The 6,121-nt window shown below is 53.8% G+C and carries 6 protein-coding genes; 5 read left to right on the top strand and 1 reads right to left on the bottom strand.

All coding sequences use genetic code 11. The annotated features are described in order from the left end of the window. The coding region (locus A918_RS0117030) for an MFS transporter (protein WP_156831471.1) at positions 1-401 on the bottom strand (401 nt) is incomplete at its 3' end. A 470-nt stretch (positions 402-871) separates the two neighbouring features. On the opposite strand from A918_RS0117030, the gene nadA reads away from it, so the two are divergent. The 5 genes from nadA to panB are packed head-to-tail and all read left to right on the top strand — an operon-like array spanning position 872 to position 6,116. After that, the gene (nadA, locus tag A918_RS0117025) at positions 872-1,948 is read left to right on the top strand and encodes a quinolinate synthase NadA (protein WP_051139083.1); all 1,077 of its coding nucleotides are present in this window, start codon (positions 872-874) and stop codon (positions 1,946-1,948) included. A 10-nt stretch (positions 1,949-1,958) separates the two neighbouring features. Next, entirely contained in the window at positions 1,959-3,524 is a 1,566-nt protein-coding gene (locus A918_RS0117020; protein WP_022712223.1) for an L-aspartate oxidase, read from the top strand. Beyond that, entirely contained in the window at positions 3,524-4,387 is an 864-nt protein-coding gene (nadC, locus tag A918_RS0117015) for a carboxylating nicotinate-nucleotide diphosphorylase (protein ID WP_022712222.1), read from the top strand. Before A918_RS0117020 ends, nadC begins: the two co-directional genes overlap by 1 nt. A 39-nt stretch (positions 4,388-4,426) precedes the next feature. Continuing rightward, positions 4,427-5,284 carry a pantoate--beta-alanine ligase gene (panC, locus tag A918_RS0117010; protein WP_022712221.1) on the top strand — a complete coding sequence of 286 codons (858 nt, stop codon included), beginning with the start codon at positions 4,427-4,429 and terminating at the stop codon, positions 5,282-5,284. A 22-nt stretch (positions 5,285-5,306) separates the two neighbouring features. Continuing rightward, entirely contained in the window at positions 5,307-6,116 is an 810-nt protein-coding gene (gene panB / locus A918_RS0117005; protein WP_022712220.1) for a 3-methyl-2-oxobutanoate hydroxymethyltransferase, read from the top strand. Positions 6,117-6,121 lie beyond the last annotated feature (5 nt).

The raw sequence follows: 6,121 nt of genomic DNA, 5'->3' as shown, positions 1-6,121 counted from the left end.
TGGCGGGCAAAGGCCGAGAGAATAATCCCGTAAGAACCGGCGGCAACACCAAGGCCAACCAGCACACCACCGCCGATATGCAGGGCAATCGGGGCATCCGCATGTGCCATTAATAGCAGGCCGGAAGCATAGAAAATGCCGGACATCAGCAGCACGCGCCATGAACCGTATTTATCGGCAATCATCCCGAAGATTGGCTGACCGGCACCCCAGAACAGGTTCTGCAATGCCATAGCCAGACCATAGGTGCTGCGATCCCAACCCTTGTCACCGATGATCGGCAGCTGGAAAAAACCCATGGCCGAGCGCGGGCCAAAGGTCAGAAAGGTGATGAGACAACCGGCGATAATGATCAGCCAGGGCATGGAAGGGCTTCGATAGTCTTGCGAGCGAGTGGACATGCTGTGCGTTCTTTCAGCGGAGATGCCGGTAAATCTATTGTGTAATAGTGATTACAATATTTTTTTTGCGCTTGAAAGAGGTTTGAGTGAGAATGCTTCATCCGCTTGTCTTATTAATTGATTTTGCTGTGTTTTCAAAATTTCTGGTGATTGGGTTTTGCGCTGTCCGAATAAGTTGATGATTAATTTTACTCACTTTGAGCAAAATAATTTCTTGTCATGAAACTGTAATGGGCATAAAGATTCGCGCCACGGTATTGAGCAGTTTCAGGAAAAGTGTTTACGCCTTCGCGGGGAAATCAATTCGCCGGATTGATTTCTAATCCCGCTTCGATCCGTCCGAAACTGCGTCATAGGAAATGACCGTCTTTTTCTTTCTGATTATTATGCTCTAATTGAGTATAAATATCAAAGAGACGGTTAAGGGGAAAAGGAGAGGGCAGCTTTAGTGCTGCTTTATGAGGCAGATTATGACGATAGCCACCACAAAAGAGAACCTGAATAAAGGTGAAATCCGCAGCGCAGCAGAACGTTTTGGCGTTTTGGAAATGCCGTCTCTGGACTATACACCGGAGATCGCTGCAGAAACCGAGCATCTCTATCAGCGCGTGGCGCATCATATTCCGCGCATCGAATGGCCTGCTTATGCGCCTTATGTGGCGGCGATCAACCGTATCAAAAAACAGCGTAACGCCGTTATCCTTGCCCATAATTATCAGACACCGGAAATCTTCCATTGTGTGGCGGATATTGTCGGCGACAGCTTGCAGCTGGCGCGCGAGGCTGCCCGTGTCGATGCTGATATTATCGTGCAATGCGGCGTGCATTTCATGGCGGAAACCTCAAAATTGCTCAGCCCTGAAAAGACCGTTCTGATACCGGATATGAAGGCAGGCTGTTCGCTGGCAGAATCCATCACCGGTGCCGATGTGCGTCTGCTGCGCGAGACCTATCCGGGTGTGCCGATTGTCACCTATGTCAACACTTCTGCTGATGTGAAGGCCGAGAGCGATATTTGCTGCACCTCTGCCAATGCTGTGCAGGTGGTGGAGAGCTTCGGCGTTGATCGCGTACTCTGCATTCCGGATGAGTTTCTGGCGCAGAATGTGGCGGCACAGACTTCCGTGAAAGTGCTGACATGGAAGGGGCGCTGCGAAGTGCATGAGCGCTTTACGGCAGAGGAGCTGCTGGCGTACCGCGCTGCTGATCCGTCGGTGCAGATTGTCGCCCATCCGGAGTGCCCGCCGGAAGTGGTGGCCGTGGCTGATTTCGCCGGTTCCACCAAAGGCATGATTGACTATGTGCGCGATAATCGTCCGGCCAAGGTTATGCTGGTAACCGAATGCTCGATGGCCTCCAATATTGCAGCGGAAGTGCCGGAAGTGGAATTCGTTAAACCGTGCAATCTTTGTCCGCATATGAAACGCATTACTCTACCGAAAATTCTCGACACGCTGGTGAATATGAGCGGCGAGGTTTTTGTTGACGCAACAATGGCTGTCAAAGCACGGCAGGCTGTTGAACGTATGATTAATCTGAAAAACTGACGGCGTGGTGATGAGCACGAAACCCAATCAGATTATACCCAATCAGATTATAATTGTCGGCGGCGGGCTGGCAGGGCTGTTTTGCGCCCTGCAGCTTAGTCCTTTGCCGGTCACTGTGATAGCGGCTGCGCCTATCGGACAGGGCGCGTCTTCCGCATGGGCACAGGCCGGTATTGCTGCGGCTGTGTCATCCGATGATACAGTGGAAAGCCATGTAACCGATACGCTGATCGCCGGTGACGGTATTGTGGATGAGGATGTTATCCGCATGATGGCTTCTTCGGCCTCAGATCGTGTGCATGATCTTCTCGAACTCGGCGTGCCGTTTGATCGCGATCTGGCCGGTCATTTGCAGGTGTCGCGTGAGGCCGCGCATAGTCATAACCGTATTGTGCGTGTGCGTGGTGATATGGCTGGCCGTGCTATCATGCAGGCACTGGTTGCCAAAGTGCGGGAAACACCATCCATCACGCTGATCGAAAATGCTTCGGCCTATCAGCTGATTTCGGATGCAGATGGCATCAGCGGCCTGATCATTCGCCGTACAGATGGCTCAGACCAGATTTTGCCTGCCCGTCAGGTGGTAATTGCCAGTGGCGGTATCGGCCATCTCTATCAGGTGACCACCAATCCGGCTGAGGCCAGCGGTTCCGGTATCGGCATGGCGGCACAGGCCGGTGCGCTTTTGGCGGATATGGAATTTGTGCAATTTCACCCGACAGCGCTGGATGTGAAGGCCGATCCGGCACCTTTGGCAACAGAGGCTCTGCGTGGACACGGCGCGCATCTCGTCAATAAAGCCGGTGAACGCTTTATGCTGCGTCACGACAGGTCAGCAGAAATGGCGCCGCGCGATGTGGTCGCACGCGGTATTTATGAAGAGGTGATGAGCGGGCGCGGTGCTTACCTCGATTGCACCAAGGCAATCGGAGAGAGTTTTGCGCAGGAATTCCCGACCGTTTATGCCTATTGTCAGGCCGTGGGTATTGATCCGGCGCGCGATCTCATCCCCGTTGTGCCCGCCGCGCACTACTTTATGGGTGGTATTCTCACGGATATGGATGGCCGCACAACGGTTAAAGGTCTGTGGGCTTGCGGCGAGGCAGCCTCCACCGGTGCACATGGTGCCAATCGCTTGGCATCCAATTCTCTGCTTGAGGCGGTGGTGTTTGGCGCGCGGGTAGCTGAGGCGATCAGGCAATTGCCGCAAGAGGAATGTGCATCTCAATCTGTCGTGCAGGTTCTGCCTGCTGCGAATAAACAGGATTGCACTGAGGCGATGCAGCAATTGCGGGCGGTGATGAGCCGCAGTTTCGGCGTTATCCGCAGGCAGGATCAGATGTTGCAGGGGCTACAACAAATCCGGCAACTGGCACAGGATAATCATGATCCGCTATTCGCCAATTGCTTGGTCACGGCCGAAGTCCTGGCCGTATCGGCTTTGGCTCGCAAGGAAAGCCGTGGCGGCCATTATCGCAGCGACTATCCCGAAAGCTCGGTTATCTGGCAACATCGCTCAATGATGACTGTGCAAGATGCTCAGGAAACCTATCAAAAATTAGCGGAAACTGCCTGATGAAAACTGCTTATCCTTCTGTTCTGCCGCGTCCGCTGGTTGAAGAGGCTGTGCGCCATGCGCTGCTCGAAGATCTGGGACGTGCCGGAGATATTACCAGTCATGCCACGATTGCCCCTGAAAAGCAGGCAACAGCGATACTGACCAGCCGTGAGGATGGTGTACTTGCCGGTCTGGATTTTGTTCGTGCCGCTTTCGCGCAGATTGATCCGTCTTTGGAGGTTTCAATCGCTGTTACTGATGCGACCCGCATCAAAACAGGGCAGGAGATTGCCCGTATCAGCGGCAATGCCCGTTCTATTTTGTCGGCTGAACGTGTGGCACTCAACTACCTGATGGTTCTGTCCGGCATTGCGACTTACACGGCAGGTTTCGCGGAAAAGATTGCCCATACACAGGCGAAAATCTGCGACACCCGCAAAACTATGCCCGGCATGCGCTCATTTGCCAAATATGCGGTGCGATGCGGCGGCGGTGCCAATCACCGTTTCGGTCTTGATGATGCGGTGCTGATTAAAGACAACCACATTGCCGTTGCCGGCGGGGTTAAACAGGCGATTGAAGCCGCCCGCAGCTTTGTCGGGCATCTGGTGAAGATCGAAGTTGAAGTCGATACGCTGGAGCAAATGGCAGAGGCGCTGTCTGTGCAGGCCGATGTGATTCTTCTTGATAATATGCCGCCGGAAATCCTTGTTAAGGCAGTGGAAATTAATGCCGGGCGCGCAAAACTTGAGGCGTCGGGCAATATTAATTTCGACACCGTGAAAGCCGTTGCCGAGACGGGTGTCGACTATATCTCAACCTCGAAAATCACAATGTCTGCACCGACGCTTGATGTCGGGCTGGATATTATCATCACTTGATGAGATAGAGTGCGCACTGGTTTTTCAGGGGATGATGATATGCAACTGATCCGCACAATTGCAGATTTACGCACGGCTTTGAGAGCCGAGCGGAGTACAGGCAAGACTATCGGCTTTGTGCCGACGATGGGCTATCTGCATGTCGGCCATCTCACATTGGTCAAAAACAGCCAGCAGCATTGCGATGTGTCTGTGGTGTCGATTTTCGTCAATCCCACGCAATTCGCACCCAATGAAGATCTGACGCAATATCCGCGTGATCTGCCCCGTGATCTGAAATTGCTGGAAGAGCAGGGCTGTGATTATGTTTTTGCGCCGGATGTGAATGAGATGTATCCGGACAGCAGCGGCAAAACCTCCACTTATGTTGACGCTGGAGAGCTTTCTACCATTCTGATGGGAGCATTGCGCCCGCATCATTTCCGTGGTGTGGCTACGGTCGTGAGCAAGCTGTTTAATATCGTGCAGCCGGATAAGGCTTTCTTCGGCGAGAAAGACTACCAACAGCTGGCGGTTATCAAGCGTATGGTTGCTGACCTCAATCAGCCAGTGGATGTGATCGGTGTGCCGACAGTGCGCGAGCCGGATGGGTTGGCTTGTTCATCGCGCAACAGTCTTTTGAGTGCGGAAGACCGTGCTGTCGCTGTTATTCTGCCGCAGGCGATGCAACTGGCTCAAGTCTTGGTGGATCAGGGCGAGCGTTCGGTTACTGCATTGCGCCATGCTGTTGTCGGTAAATTGCAGCAGGAACCGCGCGGTGAGATCGAGGCCGTGGATATCCGCGATGCAGAAACACTGGCTGAAACAGCGGAGCAGCTCACCGCACCGGCAGTGTTGCTGTTGACTGTGCGTTTTGGCAAAACCCGCCTGATTGACCAGCATGTGCTGCGCTTTTAATTTGTAATCAAAGGAAACGGCCATGAGTGTTCAGAAGCAAATCCGCCGTATCACGGTGCCGGAAATCCGCGCCCGCAAAGGCGGTGTGCCGCTGGTATCCCTCACGGCTTATCATGCCCATACAGCTGCAATTGTCGATCGCTATGCGGATTTTATGCTGGTGGGTGACAGTGTCGGCATGGTGATGCATGGCATGGAGTCGACCATCGGTGTGTCTCTGGAAATGATGATCATGCACGGGCAGGCGGTCATGCGCGGCTCATCCCGTGCGCTGGTTGTGGTGGATATGCCGTTTGGCTCCTATGAGGAAAGCCCGCAGATCGCTTTTCGCAATGCGGCGCGGATCATGGCGGAAACCGGCTGTGGTGCGGTTAAGCTTGAGGGCGGCGTGCAAATGGCTGAAACGATCAGTTTTTTGACCAAGCGCGGCATTCCGGTGCTGGCGCATATTGGCCTCACTCCGCAAGCCGTGCATGTGATGGGCGGTTATAAAGTGCAGGGGCGCGATCAGGCGCTGTGGGATCTGATTAAGCAGGATGCGCAGGCGGTTGCTGATGCCGGTGCTTTCGGCATTGTGCTGGAGGGCATCGTCGAGCCGCTGGCACGTGAGATTACAGCACAGGTTGCTGTGCCGACCATTGGTATCGGCGCATCAGCGGAGTGCGACGGGCAAATTCTGGTGCTGGAAGATATGCTCGGCCTCAACGACAAGCCTGCCAAATTTGTCCGCCAATATGGTGCCATTGGTGCAGCTATTGACGAGGCGGTGAAGACTTACGCGGAAGATGTGAAAAGTCGCAGCTTTCCTGACGAGCGACATATTTATCGCTAAATCAT

Source organism: Pseudochrobactrum sp. AO18b (genome assembly GCF_000409565.1).
GTDB classification, from domain to species: Bacteria; Pseudomonadota; Alphaproteobacteria; order Rhizobiales; family Rhizobiaceae; genus Pseudochrobactrum; species Pseudochrobactrum saccharolyticum.
This window is presented reverse-complemented; position numbering and strand designations above follow the sequence as displayed.

What these genes read in the sequence shown, in the direction of transcription:
- nadC (WP_022712222.1), top strand. Translation starts at nt 3,524, where the DNA reads ATGAAAACTGCTTATCCTTCTGTTCTGCCGCGTCCGCTGGTTGAAGAG.
- panB (WP_022712220.1), top strand. Translation starts at nt 5,307, where the DNA reads ATGAGTGTTCAGAAGCAAATCCGCCGTATCACGGTGCCGGAAATCCGC.
- nadA (WP_051139083.1), top strand. Translation starts at nt 872, where the DNA reads ATGACGATAGCCACCACAAAAGAGAACCTGAATAAAGGTGAAATCCGC.
- A918_RS0117020 (WP_022712223.1), top strand. Translation starts at nt 1,959, where the DNA reads ATGAGCACGAAACCCAATCAGATTATACCCAATCAGATTATAATTGTC.
- panC (WP_022712221.1), top strand. Translation starts at nt 4,427, where the DNA reads ATGCAACTGATCCGCACAATTGCAGATTTACGCACGGCTTTGAGAGCC.